The sequence below is a fragment of the Variovorax boronicumulans genome (assembly GCF_009811375.1).
Classification (GTDB): domain Bacteria; phylum Pseudomonadota; class Gammaproteobacteria; order Burkholderiales; family Burkholderiaceae_C; genus Variovorax; species Variovorax boronicumulans.
Map to the genome: position 1 here is coordinate 285,763 of NZ_BKDH01000005.1, position 23,043 is coordinate 308,805.

A 23,043-nucleotide genomic window follows, 5' to 3' on the forward strand; every position below is an offset into this window, starting at 1 on the left:
CGCGAGACGAACGCCGCGACATACGGCCGGGCGAGGTCGCGCGGGCCCAGGGCCGGCCTCACGCCTCGGCCGCTCCGTGCATGGCGTAGAAGCGCGCGATCACGGCTTCGATCGCGAGGCCTTCGAGGCGGATGTCTTCCACGGCGTGCGCGCCGGCAATGCGCGCGATGAGCGCGGGCGCGGGGGTCTGCTTGGGATCGAAGTCGAGCACGAGCGTCTGGCCGTCGCGCGAATGCACGGTGGCGCCGTCGACCTGCGCGGGCAGCGTGGCGTCCTGTGCAAAGTCGACCACCAGCCGGCGCTCGGCCATCACCTGCGCGCGCAGCGCCTCGACCGGGCTGTCGGCCAGCACGCGGCCGTGGCCGATGACGATCACGCGCTGGGCCAGGGCCTCGATGTCGTGCATGTCGTGCGTGGTCAGCAGCACGGTGGTGCCACGCTCGCGATTGGCGCGGCGCACGAAGTCGCGCACGGCGAGCTTCGAAGGCGCGTCGAGGCCGATGGTCGGCTCGTCGAGGAACAGGATGTCGGGCTCGTGCAGCAGCGCCGCCGCGATCTCCGCACGCATGCGCTGGCCCAGCGACAGCTGGCGCACCGGCTGGTCGAGCACGCGCTCCAGGTGCAGCAGCGCGACCAGCTCGTCGCGTGTGCGGCGGTAGCGCTGCGGGTCGACGCGGTAGATGTCACGCAGCAGGTCGAAGCCGTCGCCCACGGGCAGGTCCCACCACAGCTGCGTGCGCTGGCCGAAGACCACGCCGATGCGCGCCACGTGCCGTTCGCGGTCGGCAAAGGGGTCGCGGCCGTCGACTTCCACGCCCCCGCCGTCGGGCCGCAGGATGCCCGAGAGGATCTTGATGGTGGTCGACTTGCCCGCGCCGTTGGGCCCGATGAAGCCCAGCAGCTCGCCGCGCTCCAGCGCGAACGACACGCCCGACAGCGCCTCCACCGTGCGGTGGCGGCGCTGCAGCAGGCCGCGCAGCGCCCCGCGCAGACCGGGGTCGCGCTCGGACACGCGGTAGGTCTTGCGCAGGTGGTCGACGAGGATGTGAGGCATGGTGGACGGTGCCGCGCCGGCCCGAAAGCGCGGCGGGGGCGGGATGCTACACGAAAGCGCCGGTACGATCACGGGCCTCTTCGAGAATCCTGTCCATGTCTTCGCCTCCCCTGCCCGCCTCGCCCCACCACCTGCTGCCGCTCACGCGCTGGCCCGCCGACGCACGCGCGGCGCTGGTCGGCGAGTTCACTGACATCGACGACACGCTCACCACCGACGGCGCGATCACGCCCGACGCGCTGAAGGCGCTGGCCGACCTGAAGGCCGCCGGCCTGGCGGTGGTCGCCATCACCGGCCGACCCGTGGGCTGGAGCCTGCCTTTCGTGAACAGCTGGCCGGTCGATGCCATCGTGGCCGAGAACGGCGCGGTGGCGCTGCGGCCCGCGGCCGATGGCGGTGTCGAGAAGCGCTACCAGCAGGACGCCGCCACGCGCGCCGCCAACTTCGCGCGCATGCAGGCCGTGCTGGCGCGCATCGAGCGCGAGATTCCGGGCGCCGGCCGCGCCACCGATTCGCCGGGGCGCGAGACCGACATCGCCATCGACCACAGCGAGTTCGTGACGCTGAGCGACGACACCATCGCGCGCGTCGTCGCGCTGATGCGCGGCGAAGGCATGCACGCCACCGTGAGCAGCATCCACATCAATGGCTGGTACGGCGACAACGACAAGCTCGAAGGCGCGCGCTGGATCGTGCGCGAGCTCTGGGGCCGCACGCTCGACGACGAGATGGACCGCTGGGCCTACGTGGGCGATTCCACCAACGACCAGCTGATGTTCCGCAGCTTCGCGCACAGCATCGGCGTGGCGAACGTCGCGCGCTTCGTGCCGCAGCTGGAGCACCTGCCGCGCTATGTGACGCAGGGCGAGCGCGGCGCGGGGTTTGCGCAGGCCGCGCAGGCGGTGCTGTCGGCGCGCTGAGCCGCGCACGAAAAAAAGGCCCGCGCAGGGCGGGCCGAATGGACCGGTTGAACGACCCTTGGAGAAACTTGCAGGGGTGAGGGTCGCGCAATGCGCGACCCTTCAGGACATCAGAACGTGTGGCGGATGCCGAACTCGTAGCCCATCGAGCTCTTGGCCTGCAGCGCGGTGCGGTTGAACGTGGTGGCGTACGACGGGCCTGCACCCACCGTGAGCCCCGCGCCGTTCTTGTTGCTGACGCGCGCGACCGTGCCGTACAGCGCGGTGCGCTTGGACAGGTTGTGCACGTAACCCAGCGCGAGCTTGTTGGCCTTCGGATCGGCGTTGTTCACGCCGAACACGGGCACGCGGTTGAAGTCGTACTTGACCTGCGAATACGACGCGCGGATCACGCCCGGGCCGATCGGCACGGTCACGCCCAGCAGGTAGCCGGTGAGGTCCACGTCCTGGCCGGGCGTGAAGATGTTCAGCGCGTTGCGCTCGTCCTTCGAACGCGAGATTTCGCCGAACAGCTTGGCCACGCCGAAGTCGTAGGTCGCGCCGAGGTTGAAGGTCTTGACCTTGCCCGGGCGCGCCACGGCGGCGGCGCCGCTGCCGGTCGTGAAGCTGGTGTCGTTCTGCGCGTAGCTGGCGGCGATGTCGAACGGACCCGTCGTGTAGCCCAGGCGACCGCCGATGTGGCGGCCGGTGTTGGTGCTGGCGGCGGTGTCGGGCGACAGGCGCGTCTGCTCGGCCAGGCCGTAGGCCACGTTGCCGTAGAAGCCGCCCAGGCGCGGCAGGAAGTACTGCACCATGTTGCTGGCGCGCTTGTAGGTGCCGTTGCTGCCGTAGCCGCTGCCCGGCACGCTGGCTTCGTTGGCGTCGATGATCAGCGAGCCGCCGATGCCGGTGTCGCCGAACGGGTCGAACTGTTCTTCGTTCATCACCGTCGCGGTCTTGTCGCGGCCCAGGCGCAGTTCGCCGAAGCTGCCTGCCAGGCTCATGGTCGAGCGGCGGGTGAAGTTCGACACGCCGGTGGCGCCGTCGTCATTGGTGATCGGGGCTTCGAGCCAGAAGCTGGCCGACAGGCCGCCGCCCAGGTCTTCCACGCCGCGAAAGCCGAGGCGGCTCGAGCTCAGGCCCGAATTCGCCAGCTCGCTGCGGCTGGCCTTCACGCTGTAGGCGGGGCCGAAGGGGGTGGTCGAAACGCTCTTGTTCGCTACGTTGCGGTAGGCGGCATCGACCACGCCGAACAGGGTCACGGTCGATTGCGCCGACGCGGCGCCGCAGGCTGCGATGGCAGCCAGAACAAGCAGGGATTTTTTCATTGGTGTCACTCCAGGAGGGGGATGTCGCTGCGCCGAGACCGGGCGCGACTTTGGGACGTCCGGGCCTTGTTGCCGCGAGACTGGGTCCGAGTTTTCCTGCGCTGGAAGACAAAGGGATTACATAGGGTTAACGCCTAGATTACGGAGGGGCACAGGGGGTGAGTTCAGGACAACGGTCGCGGATCGGGGTAGGCGCCGCAACGCGGCACAGCGCTTGGCCAAGTCCTTGCGAGCGTCAGCTCGATGACCGAAGGGTTTCTGGCTCGCCTTGCAGGATCGCCGCCAGCGCCCGGTTGATGTAGTAGTTGCTGCGACCGACCTTCTGCTTCTGCACGAAGCCGCCGTCCACCAGCGCCTCGAGGTACTTGGTCGCCGTGAGGCGCGAGACCTGCAGGTCTTGCTGCACGAATTCGATCTTCGTGTAGGGGTGCGTGAACAGGTGGTTGATCAAGTCCTGGCTGTAGAACTTGTAGCCCTCGCGGATGCGGTGCTTGTAGTCGGCCAGTGCGGCCTTGATGGCGTAGATGGTCGCCATCGTCTGGCCGGCCGTTTCCTCCACGGCCTCCAGCAGGTAGAGCACCCACGCTTCCCATGCGTCGCTGTCACGCACGGCCTGCAGCAACCGGTAGTAGTCCGCCTTGTGGCGCACGATGTAGCTGCTCAGATAGAGCACGGGAATATCGAGCAGTCCCTCTTTCACCAGGTAGAGCACGTTGAGGATGCGCCCCGTGCGGCCATTGCCGTCGTAGAAAGGGTGGATGCTCTCGAACTGGTGATGGATCAGCGCCATCTTGATCAGCGGATCGACAGCGAACAGTTCGCGCTCGTTGATGAAGCGCTCCAGCCCGCGCATCAGGGCCACGATCTCGACCGGGTCCTGCGGCGGCAGGTAGACCGTGCGACCGGCACCGTCCTTCAGCGCCGTGCCAGGCAATTTGCGCAGGCCCGCATGGTTGCGCTCCAGTTCGGCCTGGATCTCGACGATGTGGTTGACCGTGATCAAGCCGCCATTGCCGACCCGCTCGAACCCGACACGCAGCGCCTGACGGTAGCGCAGCACCTCCTTGGCGGCGGGATTGTCGAAGGCTTCGGGCAGCACGTCGTCCTTGAACAGCTCATCGTGCGTGGTGATGATGTTCTCGATTTCGGAGCTGGCTTTCGCCTCCTGCAGACCCAGTGTGTTGATCAGGATGCCCTGATTCGGAATCACCGCCGCGATGCCCTTGAGCTCGGCCAGCCGCCGGCTGGCGCTGGCGAGCTTCTTCAGGATCGCCGGCGTGTCGAAGCGCGACGGATCGAGCGTTTCAAGGGGGTCGAGGGCGGACATGGGTCATGCAAATTTCTTTGCATGTTAGCCCGGACGTGTATAGAAAATCGTGATTTCTATGCACGTCATCTGCGACATGCATAGAAATTGGCGAAATCCGCGTTCAGGGGGAGCGACCGCCCCCCACGGCGCCGCGGTGTCCCGCCGCCTCACTTCTCCTTCGCCAGCCCCAGCTTGTCGATGATCACCTTCTCGCGCACCACCGTGTCCTGCGCGAACTTGGTGTACGTGGCCGAGCTCATGTAGTTGGGCAGCATGTCGTAGCGGCCGAGCGAGGCCACGTAGCTGGGTTCTTCCATCGCCTGCTTGAACGCGTCGTGCAGCTTCTTCACGACCTCGGGCGGGGTGCCCTTGGGCGCGCCGATGCCGAAGGGCGAGTTCTGCACCACGTCGTAGCCCAGCTCCTTCAGCGTGGGCGCGTCGGGGAACTTGGCCAGGCGCTTCTCGCCCCAGGTGTTGAGCACGCGCAGCTTGCCGGCCTCGACCTGCGGCGCGAAGCCGGTGCTGTCGGCCGCCGCCATGAGCTGGCCGCTGACCACGGCCAGCATCAGGTCGGCGCTGCCCTTGTAGGGCACGTGCTGCAGCGTGATGCCGGCCTTCTGCGCGACGATCTCGGTCGTGAGGTGCGGGCTGGTCAGGTTGCCGGTCGAGCCGTAGGTGAGCTTGCCGGGGTTGGCCTTGGCGTAGGCGACGAAGTCGGCCCAGGTCTTGAAGGGGCTGTCGGCCGGCACGACGATGCCGAAGGCATAGCCGGTGACGTTCAGCACGTAGGTGATGTCCTTGAGCGGGTCCCAGTTGATCTTGGTGGTGTAGCCCAGGCGGAACACGCCCAGCGGAATCTGCGCGACGGTGTAGCCGTCGGGCTGCGCGGTCTGCAGTGCCTGCGCGGGCAGCGTGCCGCCGGCGCCGGGCTTGTTGTCGATGATCACGGGCTGGCCCAGGATCTTGCTGGCGTTGTCGGCCAGCTGGCGCATGGTGATGTCGGTCGGGCCGCCGGCTGGAAAGGCGATGACCAGCTTGACGGGCTTGGAGGGAAAGGCCTGCTGCGCAAAGGCCGCCAGCGGGGAGACGAGACCACACGCGGCAAGCGTGGCGGCACAGAGGAGCGAAGAACGGCGGAGCATGGCTGGCGGATTCCTGAAACTTGGGAAAGCGCCGATTGGGCCCGGGCCGGTGGTCGAAGGCAATCGGGGCTCCCCTGATTTCCCGGGGAAACCAGGGCCTATTCAGGCAGCGCGGTCGCCTGTGCGTCAGCAGCGGAGCCTGCGTGAGCTCCCGCGGCTTCGCTTACTTCTGCGCGAAGCCTTCGAGAACGTTGACCGCGTTCACACCCACCTCGGCGACCGCATAGCCGCCCTCGAACACGAACACCGTCGGCAGGCCCACGCGCGCGAGGTCTTCGCCCATGCGCAGGTAGTCCTCGCTCTTCAGCTTGAAGCCCGAGATCGGGTCGCCCTCGAAGGTGTCGACACCGAGCGAAACCACGAGCGCGCCGGCCTTGACCTTCGCGATGCCGTCGAGCGCCGTGCCCAGCGCCACGCGCCAGGTCGTGAAGTCGGTGCCGCGCGGCAGCGGCAGGTTGTGGTTGAAGCCCTCGCCCTTGCCCGCGCCGCGCTCATCGGCGTGACCCAGGTAGTAGGGGTAGTCGGTCAGCGGGTCGCCGTGCAGGCTGGCGAAGTGCACGTCGCTGCGCTCGTAGAAGATGGCCTGCGTGCCGTTGCCGTGGTGGTAGTCGACGTCGAGCACGGCCACGCGTTCGACGCCGGCATCGCGCAGCGCCTGCGCGGCCACGGCGGCGTTGTTGATGAAGCAGTAGCCGCCGAAGAAGTCGGCGCCCGCGTGGTGGCCTGGCGGGCGCGTGAGCGCGAAGGCGCTGCGCTGGCCGCCGAGGACGCGCTGCGTCGCCGTCCACGCGCAGGCGGCGCCGTGGCGCGCGGCGGCCCAGCTGCCGGCCATCAGCGGCGTGCCGGCGTCGAACGCAAAGAGGCCCAGGCGCGCGGGAAAGCTCTTGGGCAGCACATCGGTGCGCATGCCGCGCGTGGGCCAGTACGAGGGCAGCGCGTCGCGCGTGGCGTTGGCGGCGTCGAGCGCCACCCATTCGTCCCAGGCATGGGCGATGAAGTCGAGGTAACGCGGCGCATGCACCTTCGCCAGCAGCGCGTCGTCGAACGCGTCGGGCGCCTGCAGCGGGCCGAGGCCGCGCCGCTCGAGTTCGTGCCTCACATGGTCGACGCGGGCGGGCACCTCGAAGCAGGGCACCAGCTCGCCCCGGAACATTTCGACTTGGCCTTGGTGCAGGGCGTGCTGGTCGTTGTAGATGGTGAGCATGAAGCGGCGAAGGGCGTGACGACAGGGCCTGCCATCATGCCGCACGCCGCAGCACCGCCCGGCGCCGCCCCGAGGCGGTGAGGCCGAACAGGTCCTTCGGGTCGTCGAGCTCGGGCACCAGCGCGATCTGCCGGCCCACGCCGCGCTCCAGCGCCAGCTGCTGGATGCAGCGCAGCGCCGTGTAGTCCTCCAGCGCGAAGCCGACCGAGTCGAACACCGTCACCTGCTCCGGCCGCTCGCGGCCCGGCACTTCGCCCAGCAGCACACGCCACAGCTCGTGCACCGGGAAGTCGGGCGCCAGCTGCTGGATCTCGCCCTCGATGCGGGTCTGCGGCTCGTACTCGACGAACACGCGCGCGCCGCGCAGCACGTCGGGGTGCAGCTCGGTCTTGCCGGGCGAATCGCCGCCCACGGCGTTGATGTGCATGCCGGGCTCGATCATGTCGGGCGTGAGCACGGTCGCATGGCCCTGGTAGGCGGTGATGGTGGTCACGATGTCGGCGCCGCGCACGGCCTCGGCGGTGGAGTCGGCGCGAACGATCTCCATCGGCGTGCAGGCCGCGAGGTGGCGCACCAGCTTGTCGGTGGCGCGCGGGTCGACGTCGAACACGCGCACCTGCTCGATGCCCAGCAGCGCGTGGAAGGCCAGCGCCTGGAACTCGCTTTGCGAGCCGTTGCCGATGAGCGCCAGGCTGCGCGCGTCGGGCCGTGCCAGCGCCTTGGCGGCCATGGCCGAGGTGGCGGCCGTGCGCAGCGCGGTGGTGAGCGTGAGCTCGGACAGCAGCACGGGGTAGCCCGTGTCGACCTCGGCCAGCACGCCGAAGGCCATGACCGTGGGCAGGCCGACCTGCGTGTTGTGCGGGTGGCCGTTGACGTACTTGAAGGCGTAGGCGCCGTCGTCGGCCACGGGCATGAGCTCGATCACGCCCAGATGCGAATGGCTGGCCACGCGCGCCTTCTTGTCGAACTCGCGCCATCGCAGGAAGTCGTCGCGCAGCGCGTCGGCCAGCGTGACGAGGAATTCCGGGACGCCGGTCTCATCCACCAGGCGAACCAGGCTGTGAACATCGATGAAGCGGGTCATGGCGCGGCTCCTTGCGTAGCCCCCGGCACGGCGCTTCATCCGTTCACACGGTCTCCACCATGGCTGATTCAGGATGCGCCTGCGCCAAGGGTTCAAGCCATTGTGCGCCTGTGCGCGTCAACGTGCCAACACGGCCTTAAGAGCTACGCCAGTGTGCGTACCCAATCGCACCACCTCCTCCGGCGGCGCCGCCGCCACGATGCGTCCGCCGGCGTTGCCGCCCTCGGGTCCGAGGTCGAGAATCCAGTCGGCTTCGGCGATCAGGTCGAGGTCGTGCTCGATCACCACCACGCTGTGGCCGCCGTTCACCAGCCGGTGCAGCACGTGGATCAGCTTCTCGACGTCGGCCATGTGCAGGCCCACGGTCGGTTCGTCGAGCACGTACAGCGTGTGCGGCGCCTTCTGGCCGCGGCGGGTGATGTCGTCGCGCACCTTGCTCAGTTCGGTCACCAGCTTGATGCGCTGCGCCTCGCCGCCCGACAGCGTGGGCGACGGCTGCCCCAGCGTGAGGTAGCCCAGGCCCACGTCCTTCAGCAGCTGCAGCGGATGCGCGATGTTGGGCATGCTGGCGAAGAACTCCACCGCCTCGTCGACCTCCATCTTCAGCACGTCGCCGATGCTCTTGCCGCGCCAGCTCACGGCCAGCGTCTCGGGGTTGAAGCGCGCGCCGTGGCACACCTCGCAGGGCACCTTCACGTCGGGCAGGAAGCTCATCTCGATGGTGCGCACGCCCGCGCCTTCGCAGCCCGGGCAGCGGCCTTCGCCGGTGTTGAAGCTGAAGCGCGCCGGGCCGTAGCCGCGCGCCTTCGCCTCGAGGGTGTCGGCGAAGAGCTTGCGGATGGTGTCCCAGAAACCGATGTAGGTGGCCGGGCAGCTGCGCGGCGTCTTGCCGATGGGCGTCTGGTCGACCTCGAGCACGCGGTCGATGACCTCGTAGCCGTCGACGCCGCGGCAGCCGGTCCAGGCCGGGCGCTTGCCCGCGGCATCGGCGTCGCGGCCGGCCTTGGTCATGCGCTGCACCACGATGCCCTGCACGCTGGCCAGCAGCACGTCGCGCGCGAGCGTCGACTTGCCCGATCCGCTCACGCCCGTGACCACCACGAGGCGGTGCAGCGGCAGCGTGGCGGTCACGTCCTGCAGGTTGTGCAGGTCGGCGCCGTGCACGGTGAGCCAGTTGCCGCTGTCTTCGGCCTTCGGATCGGGCGAGGGAATGAGGCGGCGCGCCTGCAGCGGGTGCTTGATGGCATCGCGCAGGTAGCGGCCGGTCTGCGAATCGCCGGCCTTCTGGATGTCGGCCACCGTGCCCTCGGCCACGAGACGGCCGCCGCGCTTGCCGGCGCTGGGGCCGATGTCGATGATGTGGTCGGCGCGGCGGATGGTGTCTTCGTCGTGCTCCACCACCACCAGCGTGTTGCCCTTTTCACCGAGCTTGTGCAGCGCGTTCAGCAAGATCTGGTTGTCGCGCGCATGCAGGCCGATGGTCGGCTCGTCGAGCACGTAGCACACGCCCTGCAGGTTGCTGCCCAGCTGCGCCGCCAGGCGGATGCGCTGCGCCTCGCCGCCCGAGAGCGTGGGCGCGCCACGGTCGAGCGTGAGGTAGCCCAGGCCCACCTCTTCGAGGAATTCGAGGCGGCTCTTGATCTCGGGCACGAGGTCGCGGGCGATCTCGGCTTCGCGGCCGTTGAGCACCAGCCCTTCGAACCACTGGCGCACCTCGGTCACGCTCATGCGCGCGAGCTGCGTGATGCCGATGCCGCCCGAACCGTCGGCCGCGGTGCCGAAGCCCACGGCGCGCGCGGTGGCGTTCAGGCGCGTGCCTTCGCAGGTCGGGCACGCCACGTCGGCGAGGTCTTCCACCTCGGGCTCGGCGAAAGTCTGCTCGCGGCCCTTGCTGTCGTCGTCGCGGATCGAATCGTCGAAGACCTTGCGCTGGTCCTTGCTGAGCTTGACGCCCGTGCCCACGCAGTCGGGACACCAGCCGTGCTTGCTGTTGTAGCTGAACAGGCGCGGGTCGAGCTCGGCGTAGCTGGTGCTGCACACCGGGCAGGCGCGCAGCGTGGAGAACACCTGCACGCGGCCGATGCCCACGGCGGACACGCCGGCCATCATGGCGGCGCGCAGGCCGTCGAGCTCGCTCAGCACATGCACGACGCCCTTGCCATGCTCGAGCGCCTTGGTGAGCGCGGCGCGCAGTTCGTTCTCCTGCGAGGGCAGCACGTCGAGGCTGGCCACGGGCAGCTCGATGCTGTGTTCCTTGAAGCGGTCGATGCGCGGAAAGCCCGTGGTCGGCAAAAAGTCGCCGTCCACGCGCAGGTGCGTAAAGCCGCGCGGGCGCGCCCAGTCGGCCAGCTCGGTGTACACGCCCTTGCGGTTGCTCACCAGCGGCGCGAGCAGGCCGATGTGCTGGCCCTTGAAGTTGCGCATGAGCTGCGCGGCGATGCTGTCGGGCGTCTGCGGCTGCACGGCCGCGCCGTCGTGCACGCAATGCTGGATGCCCAGCTTCACGTACAGCAGGCGCAGGAAGTGCCACACCTCGGTGGTGGTGCCCACCGTGCTCTTGCGGCCGCCGCGCGACAGGCGCTGCTCGATGGCCACGGTCGGCGGAATGCCGTACACCGCGTCCACCTCGGGCCGGCCCGCGGGCTGCACGATGCTGCGCGCATAGGCGTTGAGCGATTCGAGGTAGCGGCGCTGGCCTTCGTTGAACAGGATGTCGAACGCGAGCGTCGACTTGCCCGAGCCGCTCACGCCCGTCACCACGCTGAACTTGCCGCGCGGAATGTCCACGCTGAGGTTCTTCAGGTTGTGCTCGCGCGCATTGACGATCTCGATGGCGTTGCTGCCCGGCGCCGTCTTGGCGTTGGCGATGTAGCGGCGCGCGGCGCGCTCGGCCACCTTGTAGGCGCCGGGACCGATGGCGAGTTCGTAGTCGGCCAGCGCCGCGCCGGTGAGCGAGGCGCGGTTCTCGCGCAGCTGCTCGGGCGTGCCTTCGGCCACCACCTGGCCACCGCCCTCGCCGCCTTCGGGGCCGAGGTCGATGAGCCAGTCGCTGGCGCGGATCACGTCGAGGTTGTGCTCGATGACGATGAGCGAATGGCCCGCGTCGAGCAGCTTGCGCAGCGCGCGCATGAGCCGCGCGATGTCGTCGAAGTGCAGGCCGGTGGTCGGCTCGTCGAACAGGAACAGCGTGCCCTTGCGCGCCACCATCTGGCGGCTCGCGGTCGCGCTCTTGGCGGCCTCGGCCAGGAAGCCCGCGAGCTTCAGGCGCTGCGCCTCGCCGCCCGAGAGCGTGGGCACGGGCTGGCCGAGCTTCACGTAGTCCAGGCCCACGTCGACGATGGGCTGCAGCACGCGCAGCACGTCGCGGTCGGTGTCGAACAGCGCCGCGGCCTCGGCCACGGTGAGCTCCAGGATGTCGGCCACGTTGTAGCCCTTGGCCTTGCGCTCGATCTTCACTTCGAGGATCTCGGGCCGGTAGCGCTTGCCGTCGCAGTCGGGACAGCGCAGGTACACGTCCGACAGGAACTGCATCTCGACGTGCTCGAAGCCCGAGCCGCCGCAGGTGGGGCAGCGCCCATCGCCGGAGTTGAAGCTGAACTTGCTCGCGGTGTAGCCGCGCTGGCGCGACAGCGCCGCGGTGGCGAAGATTTCGCGGATGGCGTCCCACGCGCCCACGTAGCTCGCGGGGTTGGAACGCGCGGTCTTGCCGATGGGCGACTGGTCGACGAACACCACGTCGCCCAGGTGATCGGCGCCGAGCATGCGGTCGTGCGCGCCCGGCGTCTCGGTGGCCTTGCCGAAGTGGCGCATGAGCGCGGGTGCCAGCACGTCCTGGATCAGCGTCGACTTGCCCGAGCCGCTCACGCCGGTCACGCACACGAGGCGCGCGAGCGGAAAGTCGACCGTGATGTTCTTCAGGTTGTGCTCGCGCACGCCTTCGAGGATGAGCCGGTGCGTGTTCTCGCTCACGAGCCGCTTGAAGCCCATGCCGATCTTCTTGCGCCCGCCCAGGTACTGGCCGGTGAGCGTGTCGGCGTCGCGCAGCTGGTCGGTGCCGCCGTCGAACACGATCTGCCCGCCGCGCGCGCCGGGGCCGGGGCCCATGTCGATCACGCGGTCGGCCGCGAGCATCACGGCCGGGTCGTGCTCGACCACCACCAGCGTGTTGCCGGCATCGCGCAGGCGCAGCATGGCCTCGGTGATGCGGTTCATGTCGCGCGGATGCAGGCCGATGCTGGGCTCGTCGAGCACGAACAGCGTGTTCACCAGCGAGGTGCCCAGCGCCGTCGTGAGGTTGATGCGCTGCACCTCGCCGCCGCTGAGCGTGCGGCTCTGGCGGTCGAGCGTGAGGTAGCCGATGCCCACGTCGTGCAGGTAGCGCAGGCGCGTGGTGATTTCCTCGAACAGCAGCTTCAGCGCCTGCGCCTCGCCTTCGCTGGCAGGGCTGCCGTTGCCGTGGTGCTCCACGCGGTCGAAGAACTTGCGCAGCCGCTCGATGGGCAGCAGCATCAGGTCGTGCAGGCACAGGCCGGGCAACGCCTCGAGCTGCGCGCGACTCCACTTCGCGCCGGTGGGCAGGAAGCGCTTTTCAGGCGGAAGCACCGCGTCGGCGTCGTCCTTGCTGCCGATGCGCCACAGCAGCGGGTCGAGCTTCAGGCGCGCGCCGCTGCACACGGGGCACGGCGTGTAGCTGCGGTACTTCGACAAGAGCACGCGGATGTGCATCTTGTAGGCCTTGCTCTCCAGGTAGCCGAAGAAGCGGCGCACGCCGTACCACTGTTTGTTCCAGTTGCCGTCCTTGTAGTTGGGCGTGCCTTCGATCACCCAGTGCTTCTGCTCCTCCGTGAGCTTGTTCCACGGCGTGTCGCGCGGAATGCCGGCGGCCTCGGCGTGGCGCATGAGGTCGTCCTGCGCCTCTTTCCACGCGGGCGTCTGGATGGTCTTGATCGCGCCGGCGCGCAGCGTGAGCTTGTCGTTCGGGATCACGAGCCCCAGGTCGACGCCGATCACGCGGCCGAAGCCGCGGCAGGTGTCGCAGGCGCCCACCGCCGAGTTGAACGAGAACATCGACGGGATGGGGTCGGTGTAGCGGATATCGCTTTCCGGGCAATGCAGGCCGGTGGAGAACTTCCACACGTCCGTGGGGGCGTTTTCCTCGGCGCCGGTCGCATGCACGGTGACGCGCCCGCTGCCGCGCTTGAGCGCCACTTCGATCGCCTCGACGACGCGCGCGCGCTCCGCGCTCGAGATGCGGAAGCGGTCGGCCACCACGTCGAGCACCTTGCGCGGGCCGGTGGGCGTGGCCACCTCGCGCTCGGCCTGCACGCGCGTGAAGCCGCTGGCCGACAGCCACTGCGTCACTTCGTCCGCCGTGGTGCCGGCCGGCAGCTCGACCGGGAAGGTGATGACGATGCGCGGGTCGCCCGCGGCGGCCGCGCGCTCGGCGATCTGTGCGTAGATGCTGTCGGGCGAGTCGTGGCGCACCGGCAGTGCGGTCTCGCGGTCGAACAGCTGGGCCGCGCGCGCATAGAGCAGCTTCAGGTGGTCGTTCAGCTCGGTCATCGTGCCGACCGTGGAACGCGAGGAGCGCACCGGGTTGGTCTGGTCGATGGCGATGGCGGGCGGCACGCCCTCCACCTTGTCGACGGCGGGCTTGTCCATGCGGTCCAGGAACTGGCGCGCGTAGGCGGAAAAGGTCTCCACGTAGCGGCGCTGGCCTTCGGCGTAGAGGGTGTCGAACACGAGGCTCGACTTGCCCGAGCCGCTGGGCCCGGTGACCACGGTCATCTCGCCGGTGCGGATGTCGAGGTCGAGGTTCTGGAGGTTGTGCTGGCGCGCGCCGCGAATCCGGATGGAGCCCTGTGTCATGAGTGCCTTGGGGGGTGGGGCAAACATTCTAGGGAGTGCTTCGTGACGCTTCGGCCCACGCCGGCGCATGGGCGGCGCCCGCGCAGGGGTTTGTCTGGATGCGTCCAAAGACACTTTATGAAACAAATGCGACATTTGTTTTCACAATTGTTCAGCGAGTCTCCCGAAGGCTCCGAAAGGCTTTCATGACGAAGAAGAAAGTGGCAGGTTCACGGCACGCGCTCGGCGTGGCCGCCCTGCTGGCGCTGTGCGCGATGGGCGCCTCGGCCCAGATCGTGATCGGCCAGACCGCCGGCATGACCGGCTCGGTGGCCGCCAGCGTGAACGAGACCATTGGCGGTGCGCAGCTGGTGATCGACGCGGCCAACGCCCAGGGCGGCATCCACGGCGAGAAGATCGAGGTCATCCGCATGGACGACGCCTTCGACGTCAAGCGCGCCGGCGATAACGCGCGCGTGCTGATCGAGGACAAGAAGGTGCTCGCGCTCTTCATGAGCCGCGGCACGCCGCACTCGCAGGCCATCATCCCGTACCTGGACAAGAACGAGGTGGCGCTCATCGGCCCCTCGACCGGCGCGATGGTGCTGCACAAGCCGCTGCAAAAGCACGTGTTCAACGTGCGCGCCACCTACCAGCGCGAGGCCGAGAAGGCGGTGCAGCACCTGCTGACCATCGGCCTGACGCGCATCGCCGTGGTCCACGTGACCGACTCGTTCGGCGCCGACGCGCTGCAGGGCGCCATGAACGGCTTCACCAAGGGCAAGGCCCAGCCGATCGCGACCGTGCCGGCCGACCGCGAGAAGCCCGACTACAAGACCATCGTGCCCGCCATCATGAAGGCCGATGCGCAGGCGGTGGTGTGGATCGGCTCGGGCGTGGCGGTGGTCGACGGCATCAAGGCGCTGCGCGCCGCGGGCTCGGCGGCGCAGGTGGTCACGCTGTCGAACAACGCCTCGTCGGGCTTCATCAAGCAGCTGGGCGACGCCAGCCGCGGCGTGATCGTGACGCAGGTGTTCCCCAGCGAGCGCTCGATGGGCCAGCCGATGGTGAAGGAGGCGCTGACGCTGGCCCGCGCCAAGGGCCAGGGCGAGCTGTCACCGGCCGCGCTCGAAGGCTTCGCCTCGGCCAAGGTGCTGGTGGAGGCCTTGCGCCGCGCGGGCCCCAAGCCCACGCGCGCCAAGGTGCTGGCGGCGCTCGAAAGCCTCAAGGGCTACGACCTGGGCGGCGGGCTCGAGGTGAGCTACTCGCCGCAGGACCACAGCGGCATCGACTTCGCGGACCTCGCGATCATCAGCGAAGGCCGCTTCAAGCGCTGACGCGCGCCCCGTTGCGTTACTTCGCGGCGGAGGCCGCGGCAGCCGGTGCCGATGCGCCAGGCGCCGGCGTGGCCGCCGGTGCGGGGGCGTGCGTCGTGTCGCCGCCGTGCTTCTCGCCGGACATGTCGATCTTGTCGCCGCCCATCGAAATCACATACAGGGCAATGGCGGCGAAGATGACGAAGCCGACAACGATTTTCCACATGGGTACTGTCTCCTGAGAAGGTGAAACGGGGGATGAAGAGGGTTCAAGAAAAAGGCCTCATGCCGCGGGGCATGAAGCCTCTTTGTTGAACGGAGGGCGGCCGCCGCGCGGCCTCCTCCAGATGCCGCCGAGGATCAGTCGTTGGCGTAGATGTCCACGTCCTTGGTCTCGCGGATGAACAGCGTGCCGATCACCAGCGTGATGCCCGCGATGATGATCGGGTACCACAGGCCGTTGTACATGTTGCCGGTCGAGGCCACGATGGCGAAGGCGGTGGTCGGCAGCAGGCCGCCGAACCAGCCGTTGCCGATGTGGTACGGCAGGCTCATCGAGGTGTAGCGGATGCGCGTGGGGAACATCTCGACCAGCATCGCGGCGATCGGGCCATAGACCATGGTCACCAGCAGCACCAGCCAGAACAGCAGCACGATGGTCAGCACCTTGTTGATCTTGGCGGGATCGGCCTTGGACGGGTAGCCGGCGACCTTCAGGTCTTCGGCCACGCCCTTCTTGAAGGCGGCGATGGCCTTGACGCTGGTCTCGTCGAACTTGGAGTTCGCGACCACGCCGGTGGGCGCCTCGACGGTCTTGTCGCCGATCTTCACGACGGCCGCGGAGCCGGGCGCGCCGGCCACGTTCTCGTAGCTCACCGAGTTCTGCACGAGGTAGCGCTTGGCGATGTCGCACGAGCTCTTGAAGTCGATCTCGCGGGCCACCGGGTTGCCCTGGAACGAGCAGGTCTTCGGGTCGGCCGTCACGGTGACGCCGGCCGTGGCTTGTGCGCGGGCCAGGTCGGGGTTGGCGGCTTCGGTCAGCATCTTGAAGACCGGGAAGTAGGTGACCACGGCCAGCAGGCAGCCGGCCATGATGATCGGCTTGCGGCCGATCTTGTCGGACAGCGTGCCGAACACCACGAAGAAGGGCGTGCCCAGCAGCAGCGCGGCGGCGATCATCAGGTTGGCGGTGGTCGCATCGACCTTGAGCTGCTGCGTCAGGAAGAACAGCGCATAGAACTGGCCCGAGTACCAGACCACAGCCTGGCCGGCCGTGAGGCCGATCAGCGCCAGGATCACGATCTTCAGGTTCTTCCACTGGCCGAAGGATTCGGCCAGCGGTGCCTTCGAGGTCTTGCCCTCGGCCTTCATCTTCTGGAAGGCCGGCGACTCCGACAGCGTCAGGCGGATCCACACCGAGATGGCCAGTAGCAGGATGGAGACCAGGAACGGAATGCGCCAGCCCCACTCGCCGAACGCCTGCTCACCGAGCCAGGTGCGCACGCCCAGGATCACGATCAGGCTCAGGAACAGGCCGAGCGTGGCCGTGGTCTGGATCCACGAGGTGTAGGCACCGCGCTTGCCGTGCGGCGAGTGCTCGGCCACGTAGGTGGCGGCACCGCCGTACTCGCCGCCGAGCGCCAGGCCCTGCAGCATGCGCAGCGCGATCAGGATCACCGGCGCCGCGACGCCGATAGTCGCGTAGCTGGGCAAGAGGCCGACGATGAAGGTCGACAGGCCCATGATCAGGATCGTCACCAGGAAGGTGTACTTGCGACCGATCATGTCGCCCAGGCGGCCGAACACGATGGCGCCGAACGGACGCACCAGGAAGCCGGCGGCAAACGCCAGCAGCGCGAAGATGAAGGCCGCGCCCGCATCCAGGCCGCTGAAGAACTGCTTCGCGATGATCGCGGCGAGCGAACCGTACAGATAGAAGTCGTACCACTCGAACACGGTGCCGAGCGAGGAGGCGAAGATGACCTTCTTCTCCTCCGCGGACATGGGCCGGGGGGCCGGATGCGGCACTCCCCTTGAATCTAGCGTGGCTGCCATCGTCGTCTCCTGGTGTGTATGTATGCGTCCATCGGTTCCCGGCATTCGGGACCGTGGGGCATTCTTGGAGGCGCGACTGACCCGAGGCTTTCGCGAAACTGAACGGGCGCTTACGGTTTAGGGTGAAACCCGCGCTGCTCGTTTCAGCTTGTAAGAAACAAGGACCCTGCGCGGGTTTGTCCTCAGTCCTTGCTGCGAAGCAGCAAAAAAGCCTCAGCTCTTGCGCAGCAACGAGGGGCGCTGGTCGGCGCCGGTCCATTGCGGACCGTCGAACCAGGCATCGCCCTGCAGGTAGGCGCGCAGCATCGCGAGGCCGTCGAAGCCCCAGAACAGGCGCCCGTCGACCACGTAGCAGGGCACGCCGAACACGCCCTGCGCCACGGCCTCGTCGGTGTTGCGCTTGAGCAGGGCCTTGTTGTCGTCGCCGTTCACGTCGCGCTTCGGCTGCAGCTGCGCCGTGAGCGCGGCCAGCCGCGTGGCATCGCCCGCCTCTTCGCCGCCGCGCCACACATGGCGAAAGAGGGTTTCGGCCGCGAGGCGGCTGATGCTGCCGTCGTCGCCCGTGGCCACGGCCAGGCGCAGGTGCGGCAGCGGGTTGTAGGGGTGCGAGGCCGGCATCTCGATGGGGATGCCGTGGGCCTGGCCCAGCCACAGCACGTGGCGGTAGGTCCAGCTGCGCTTGGAGGGAATCTCGGCCGGCCCGAGCTGGCCGTGGTGCTTGAGCAGCGCGCCCAGCAGCACCGGCTTGTAGGCCACGCTCACGCTCAGGCCTTCGAGCGCCTCGGGCAGCTGCTCGAACGCCAGGTGCGCGTAGGGCGAGATGAAATCGAGATAGAAGTCGATGTGCTTCATGCGTCGTGGTCTCCTGTGGTGGGTTCGGGCACGCGCCAGATGCCGGCCTGGGCCCGCAGTTCGATCGCGCGCCACACCTGGCGGCGGCTGTCGTCTTCCATCTTGCTCCAGCCGGCGATCTCGGGAATGGTGCGCAGGCACCCTTCGCAGAAGCCGCTCAGGCGGTCCATGCGGCACACCGACGAGCACGGCGAGGGCACTTCGCCGTCCATGCGCTGCACGGTCCCGGCGCGCTCGGCGAGCGCATGCGCTTCGTCGAAGTTCACACCACGTCGGCCACCGGCGCGCCGGTGAGCTTCTCGAGATCGGTCGGGTGCAGCTGGAACACGGCGTGCGGATGGCCCGCGGCGGCCCAGATCTCCTCGAAGCGGAACAGCTCGCGGTCGATGAGCACCACGGGCTTCGTCACATGGCCCACCGGCGACACGCCGCCGATGGTGAAGCCGGTGCGCGCCTTCACGAAGTCGGCGTCGGCGCGGCCGGTCTTGCCGACGATGGCATCGACCTTCTTCTCGTCGACGCGCTTGTCGCCCGAGGTGATGACCAGCACCGCCGCCTCGTCGCTCTTGCGCCGAAAGATGATGCTCTTGGCGATCTGCCCGACCGAGATGCCGAGCGCGTCGGCGGCCTGCTGCGCGGTGCGGCAGGCGTCGTCGAGCATGCGGGGCGCATGGGGATGGCCGGCGTCCTGCAGCACGCGGGAGACGCGCTGGACACCTTCAGGGAGGGAATGGAGTTCGGAGCCGCACATGGCAAGTTCTTCGGGGTTCGTGGGGGGCGTTCGCCCTGCGTTGCAAGGCCCCGAGCATACGGAAAAGCCCCGCGCACCGACGCCACCGCCCGCATCCGCCCCTCCACCCCGGCGCACCAATGCGGAGAGCGCCGGCGCACGACGCCCGTGCGCGGCGTGCCGGCCCCGGTCCGTTTTCGGTGCGCCACCGGCCGATGAGCCCCGCCGCACGGGCTTTTGAGCGCGGCACGCTTATTGCTGAACACGGTGGCGACCCACCGGCCTCTGCGGCGGGTTCGCAATGCCTCCGCTAACGACGGCGGGGTTCAAGCGCACCGATGGCCGCCCGCCGCCGGTTCGTCTGCTCCAACCCATTTCGCATCCGTTCCGTCGCGGGGGCCCCAACGACGCTGTCTGTTCGACAGCGGCTGCGGGGGCGCCTTCCAGGGCCGGTTGCGTGCAGGACCCCCAATGAAGATCGCAGTCATCGGCCACGGCATGGTCGGCCACAAGTTCCTCGAGCAACTCCACACGCTCGGCATTTCCGACGCACAGGTCACCGTGCTGTGCGAAGAGCCGCGCCCGGCCTACGACCGGGTGCACCTGTCCGAATACTTCTCCGGCAAGACGGCCGACGACCTGTCGCTGGTCGAGCCCGGCTTCTTCGAGCGCAGCGGCTTCACGCTGCGCCTGGCCGCGCGGGCCGTGGCCGTCGAACGGCGCAACAACACCGTGACCACGGCCGACGGCGAGGTGATCGCCTACGACAAGCTGGTGCTGGCCACCGGCTCCAACCCCTTCGTGCCGGCCGTGCCGGGCCGCGACCGGCCGAACTGCTTTGTCTACCGCACCATCGAGGACCTGGACGCCATGAAGGCCTGCGGCGCCAAGTCGCGCAGCGGCGTGGTGGTGGGCGGCGGCCTGCTGGGCCTGGAATGCGCCAAGGCGCTGCGCGACATGGGCCTGGAAACGCACGTGGTCGAGTTCGCGCCGCGCCTGATGGCGGTGCAGGTCGACGAAGGCGGCGGCCGTGCATTGCGCGGCAGCATCGAGGCGCTGGGCCTGCACGTGCACACCGGCCGCAACACGGTGGAGATCGTCGACGGCGCGAGCGCGCGGCACCGCATGGTGTTCGCCGACGGCACGCACCTGGAGACCGACATGATCGTGTTCTCCGCCGGCATCCGCCCGCGCGACGAGCTCGCGCGCCAGAGCCTGCTGGCCGTCGGCCCGCGCGGCGGCGTGGCGATCGACAGCCACTGCCGCACCAGCGACCGCAACGTCTACGCCATCGGCGAATGCGCGTCGTGGAACGAACAGACCTTCGGCCTCGTCGCGCCGGGCTACGACATGGCCCGCGTGGCCGCGCGCCACATCGCCGGCCAGGACGACGCCGCCTTCACCGGCGCCGACCTGAGCACCAAGCTCAAGCTGATGGGCGTCGACGTGGCCAGCATCGGCGACGCGCACGGCAAGACGCCGAAGTCGCGCGCCTACCAGTACATCGACGAGCGCAAGCAGGTCTACAAGAAGATCGTCGTCAGCGAAGACGGCAAGCAGCTCTTGGGCGCGGTGCTGGTCGGCGACGCCAGCGAGTACGGCACGCTGCTGCAGCTGGCGCTCAACGGCATCGCGCTGCCCGACGAGCCCGAGTTCCTCATCCTGCCGTCCAGCGACGGCAAGGCCAAGCCGGGCCTGGGCGTCGATGCCCTGCCCGACACCGCACAGATCTGCTCGTGCAACAGCGTCACCAAGGGCCAGATCTGCGAGGCCGTGGGCCAGGGCGTGTGCACGCCCGCCGAGATGAAGGCCTGCACCCAGGCCGGCGCCACCTGCGGCGGCTGCGTGCCGCTGGTCACGCAGGTCATGAAGATGGAAATGGCCAAGCGCGGCATGGCCGTGAACAACCACCTGTGCGAGCACTTCCCGTACTCGCGCCAGGAGCTGTACCACCTCATCCGCGTGGGCGAGATTCGCAGCTTCGCCGACCTGCTCACGAAACACGGCAAGGGCCTGGGCTGCGACATCTGCAAGCCGACCGCCGCGAGCATCTTCGCCTCGTGCTGGAACGAGTTCGTGCTCAAGAAAGACCTGGCCGGCCTGCAGGACAGCAACGACTACTTCCTGGGCAACATCCAGAAGGACGGCACCTACTCCGTGGTGCCGCGCATGCCCGGCGGCGAGGTCACGCCCGAGGGGCTGATCGCCGTGGGCCAGGTCGCGAAGAAGTACGGCCTGTACACCAAGATCACCGGCGGTGCGCGCGTAGACATGTTCGGTGCGCGCGTCGAGCAGCTGCCGGCCATCTGGGAAGAACTCATCGCCGCCGGCTTCGAGTCGGGCCATGCCTACGGCAAGTCGCTGCGCACGGTGAAGAGCTGCGTGGGCTCCACCTGGTGCCGCTACGGCGTGGACGACAGCGTGGGCCTGGCCGTGGAACTGGAGAACCGCTACAAGGGCCTGCGCGCGCCGCACAAGATCAAGTTCGGCGTGTCGGGCTGCACCCGCGAATGCGCCGAGGCGCAGGGCAAGGACGTCGGCATCATCGCCACCGACAAGGGCTGGAACCTCTATGTGTGCGGCAACGGTGGCATGAAGCCGCGCCACGCCGAGCTGCTGGCGAGCGACCTGAGCAAGGCCGACCTCATCCGCATGATCGACCGCTTCCTGATGTTCTACGTGCGCACGGCCGACCGCCTGCAGCGCACCAGCACCTGGCGCGAGAACCTCGAGGGCGGCCTCGACTACCTCAAGGGCGTGCTGCTGCAGGACACGCTGGGCCTGGGCGCCGAGCTCGAGGCGCAGATGCAGCACGTGGTCGACACCTACCAGTGCGAATGGAAGACCGCGGTGAACGACCCCGCCACGCGCCAGCGCTTCCGCTCCTTCGTGAACAGCGAGAAGCCCGACGAGCACATCGTCTTCGTGCAGGAGCGCGGCCAGAACCGTCCCGCACGCCCCGAGGAACGCCGCGAAACCAGCGCCGCCTGAGCCAACGACAAGGAAGAAAACCCACCATGACCACCGACACCCAGACCTGGACCGCCGTGTGCGCCGCCGGCGACATCCTCCCCGACACCGGCGTGTGCGCGCTGGTCGACGGCGTGCATGTCGCGATCTTCCGCGTCGGCCAGGAGCCGTCGCTCTTCGCCATCGACAACGTCGACCCGAAGGCCGGCGCCAGCGTGCTCTCGCGCGGGCTGGTCGGCAGCCTGGGCGAGCGCATCGTCGTGGCCTCGCCGCTCTACAAGAACCACTTCGACCTGCGCAGCGGCGAATGCCTGGAGGCGCCCGAGCACTCGGTGCGCGCGCATGCGGTGCGCGTCGAGGACGGCCGCGTGCTCGTCGCGCTGGCCTGACGCCGCTTCGCCCTCCTCCCCTTTTTTCAGCTTCTCTCCAAGGACCCCGAATGGCCTACCTCGCCCCTGCCGAATTCGTGACCAAGATGGTCGATGCCGGTGAATCCAAGCTGCTGATGTCCACGCGCGACACGCTGATCCGCTCGTACATGGCCGGCGCCATCCTCGCGCTGGCCGCGGCCTTCGCCGTGAGCATCACCGTGAACACCGGCAATGCGCTGGTCGGCGCCATGCTGTTCCCGGTCGGCTTCATCATGCTGTACCTGCTGGGCTTCGACCTGCTCACGGGCGTGTTCACGCTGGCGCCGCTGGCCGTGCTCGACAAGCGCCCCGGCGCCACCTGGGGCGGCGTGATGCGCAACTGGAGCCTGGTCTTCGTGGGCAACTTCGCGGGCGCACTCACGGTCGCGGTGTTCATGGCGATCATCTTCACCTTCGGCTTCAGCGAGGCGCCCAACGCCATCGGCGAGAAGCTCGGCCACATCGGCGAAGGCCGCACCGTCGGCTATGCGGCGCACGGCGCGGCCGGCATGCTCACGCTGTTCATCCGCGGCGTGATGTGCAACTGGATGGTCTCGACCGGCGTGGTCGCGGCCATGATGTCGACCACCGTGTCGGGCAAGGCCATCGGCATGTGGATGCCCGTGATGGTCTTCTTCTACATGGGCTTCGAGCATTCCATCGTCAACATGTTCCTGTTCCCCGCCGGCCTGATGCTGGGCGGCAAGTTCACCTTCATGGACTACCTGATCTGGAACGAACTGCCCACCGTGATCGGCAACCTCGTCGGCGGCCTGACCTTCGTGGGCCTCACGCTGTACGCCACGCACTACAAGACGGCGGCCAAGCGCGTCGCCGGCTGAG

Annotated in this window: 17 protein-coding genes; 5 read left to right on the forward strand and 12 right to left on the reverse strand. The window is 68.5% G+C overall.

Annotated elements, in window-relative coordinates:
- Positions 1-58: 58 nt before the first annotated feature.
- On the reverse strand, positions 59-1,054 hold the full coding sequence (locus tag VHAB30_RS28605; RefSeq protein WP_159279428.1) for an ABC transporter ATP-binding protein: 996 nt from the start codon (positions 1,052-1,054) through the stop codon (positions 59-61).
- Positions 1,055-1,149: 95 nt separating this feature from the next.
- Between VHAB30_RS28605 and VHAB30_RS28610 the strand changes: the two genes are divergently transcribed.
- Positions 1,150-1,974, forward strand: a complete 825-nt coding sequence (locus VHAB30_RS28610; RefSeq protein ID WP_159279429.1) for an HAD-IIB family hydrolase — start codon at positions 1,150-1,152, stop codon at positions 1,972-1,974.
- Positions 1,975-2,084: 110 nt separating this feature from the next.
- Here VHAB30_RS28610 and VHAB30_RS28615 read toward each other — a convergent pair whose 3' ends face one another.
- The 6 genes from VHAB30_RS28615 to uvrA form a co-directional block, all read right to left on the reverse strand.
- A complete protein-coding gene (locus VHAB30_RS28615) occupies positions 2,085-3,281 on the reverse strand; it encodes a porin (RefSeq protein ID WP_159279430.1) in 1,197 nt (398 codons plus the stop codon).
- A gap of 235 nt (positions 3,282-3,516) precedes the next feature.
- Entirely contained in the window at positions 3,517-4,608 is a 1,092-nt protein-coding gene (locus VHAB30_RS28620; RefSeq protein WP_159279431.1) for a Fic family protein, read from the reverse strand.
- 149 nt (positions 4,609-4,757) lie between these two features.
- Positions 4,758-5,732 carry a Bug family tripartite tricarboxylate transporter substrate binding protein gene (locus VHAB30_RS28625; RefSeq protein WP_159279432.1) on the reverse strand — a complete coding sequence of 325 codons (975 nt, stop codon included), beginning with the start codon at positions 5,730-5,732 and terminating at the stop codon, positions 4,758-4,760.
- Positions 5,733-5,895: 163 nt separating this feature from the next.
- A complete protein-coding gene (locus tag VHAB30_RS28630; protein WP_159279433.1) occupies positions 5,896-6,936 on the reverse strand; it encodes a histone deacetylase family protein in 1,041 nt (346 codons plus the stop codon).
- Positions 6,937-6,970: 34 nt separating this feature from the next.
- Positions 6,971-8,020, reverse strand: coding sequence for an ornithine cyclodeaminase (locus VHAB30_RS28635; protein ID WP_159279434.1), 1,050 nt, complete (start codon positions 8,018-8,020; stop codon positions 6,971-6,973).
- A 117-nt stretch (positions 8,021-8,137) separates the two neighbouring features.
- Positions 8,138-13,888 carry an excinuclease ABC subunit UvrA gene (gene uvrA, locus VHAB30_RS28640; protein ID WP_159279435.1) on the reverse strand — a complete coding sequence of 1,917 codons (5,751 nt, stop codon included), beginning with the start codon at positions 13,886-13,888 and terminating at the stop codon, positions 8,138-8,140.
- Between the two features lie 185 nt (positions 13,889-14,073).
- Between uvrA and VHAB30_RS28645 the strand changes: the two genes are divergently transcribed.
- On the forward strand, positions 14,074-15,204 hold the full coding sequence (locus tag VHAB30_RS28645) for an ABC transporter substrate-binding protein (RefSeq protein ID WP_062477357.1): 1,131 nt from the start codon (positions 14,074-14,076) through the stop codon (positions 15,202-15,204).
- Positions 15,205-15,220: 16 nt separating this feature from the next.
- On the opposite strand, the gene VHAB30_RS28650 is transcribed toward VHAB30_RS28645, so the two are convergent.
- The 5 genes from VHAB30_RS28650 to VHAB30_RS28670 all read right to left on the reverse strand — a co-directional run bounded on the left by VHAB30_RS28650 (position 15,221) and on the right by VHAB30_RS28670 (position 18,841).
- Complete coding sequence (locus VHAB30_RS28650; RefSeq protein ID WP_056577413.1) at positions 15,221-15,409, reverse strand: hypothetical protein; 189 nt, start codon at positions 15,407-15,409, stop codon at positions 15,221-15,223.
- Positions 15,410-15,543: 134 nt separating this feature from the next.
- Positions 15,544-17,238, reverse strand: a complete 1,695-nt coding sequence (locus VHAB30_RS28655; protein WP_062477354.1) for an MFS transporter — start codon at positions 17,236-17,238, stop codon at positions 15,544-15,546.
- Between the two features lie 213 nt (positions 17,239-17,451).
- Complete coding sequence (locus VHAB30_RS28660) at positions 17,452-18,090, reverse strand: 2-hydroxychromene-2-carboxylate isomerase (RefSeq protein ID WP_159279436.1); 639 nt, start codon at positions 18,088-18,090, stop codon at positions 17,452-17,454.
- Complete coding sequence (locus VHAB30_RS28665) at positions 18,087-18,356, reverse strand: DUF1289 domain-containing protein (RefSeq protein WP_082818188.1); 270 nt, start codon at positions 18,354-18,356, stop codon at positions 18,087-18,089. The genes VHAB30_RS28660 and VHAB30_RS28665 overlap by 4 nt, the downstream gene beginning before the upstream one ends.
- A complete protein-coding gene (locus tag VHAB30_RS28670; RefSeq protein WP_062477348.1) occupies positions 18,353-18,841 on the reverse strand; it encodes a YbaK/EbsC family protein in 489 nt (162 codons plus the stop codon). The genes VHAB30_RS28665 and VHAB30_RS28670 overlap by 4 nt, the downstream gene beginning before the upstream one ends.
- 450 nt (positions 18,842-19,291) lie before the next feature.
- Between VHAB30_RS28670 and nirB the strand changes: the two genes are divergently transcribed.
- The 3 genes from nirB to VHAB30_RS28685 are packed head-to-tail and all read left to right on the forward strand — an operon-like array spanning position 19,292 to position 23,042.
- Positions 19,292-21,811, forward strand: coding sequence for a nitrite reductase large subunit NirB (nirB, locus tag VHAB30_RS28675; RefSeq protein WP_159279437.1), 2,520 nt, complete (start codon positions 19,292-19,294; stop codon positions 21,809-21,811).
- A 26-nt stretch (positions 21,812-21,837) separates the two neighbouring features.
- Positions 21,838-22,179, forward strand: a complete 342-nt coding sequence (gene nirD / locus VHAB30_RS28680) for a nitrite reductase small subunit NirD (RefSeq protein ID WP_070062899.1) — start codon at positions 21,838-21,840, stop codon at positions 22,177-22,179.
- A 50-nt stretch (positions 22,180-22,229) separates the two neighbouring features.
- A complete protein-coding gene (locus VHAB30_RS28685) occupies positions 22,230-23,042 on the forward strand; it encodes a formate/nitrite transporter family protein (protein WP_062477339.1) in 813 nt (270 codons plus the stop codon).
- Position 23,043: the final 1 nt, after the last annotated feature.